This is a genomic window from Kocuria subflava, from assembly GCF_012163155.1.
Classification (GTDB): Bacteria; Actinomycetota; Actinomycetes; order Actinomycetales; family Micrococcaceae; genus Kocuria; species Kocuria subflava.
Map to the genome: position 1 here is coordinate 1 of NZ_JAAVUN010000270.1, position 506 is coordinate 506.

Here is a 506-nt window from a genome sequence, read left to right on the forward strand (position 1 = left end):
CACCCGGGAGGGTGACCACCACCTTGTCCCCGACCTCGAAGATGTGGGCACCGCACACGATGCCCTGCACGCCGGAGGGCTCAATGCCCTTGCCCGTCAGGCTCTGTTCCTGGCCTTCCGGGACCACGCGGACCTGGCACCAGTTGACCGTCTTGCCATTGGAGTGCTCCTCCGGCTCACGGCACAGGACCTGACCGACGACGACGGGGCCGGAGATCTCGTCCGACGGCCGGTGGACCTCTTCCTCCTCGAAGCCGACCGACACCATGGTTTCGAGCACCTGCTCGGCTGTGGCCCCCTCCGGGACCGGCGCGTACTCACGCAGCCATGACAAAGGAATGCGCATGTCAGACCTCCATTCCGAAGTGCTGGCTGAACCGAATGTCACCCTCGACGATGTCGTGCATGTCGGGGACGTTGTTGCGGAACATCAACGTGCGGTCGATGCCCATGCCGAATGCGAAGCCGGAGTAGGCCTCCGGATCCACGCCCGCCGCACGCAGGAC

General features: G+C 65.4%; 1 protein-coding gene and 1 pseudogene. Both read right to left on the reverse strand.

The genetic code is table 11. The features are described 5' to 3' along the window. Nucleotides 1-346: pseudogene (locus GTW58_RS14140) on the reverse strand (phenylalanine--tRNA ligase subunit beta); the annotation flags it as partial. A gap of 1 nt (nt 347) precedes the next feature. After that, on the reverse strand, nt 348-506 hold a 159-nt coding region (locus GTW58_RS14145; RefSeq protein ID WP_483413996.1), incomplete at its 5' end, for a tRNA ligase subunit PheS family protein.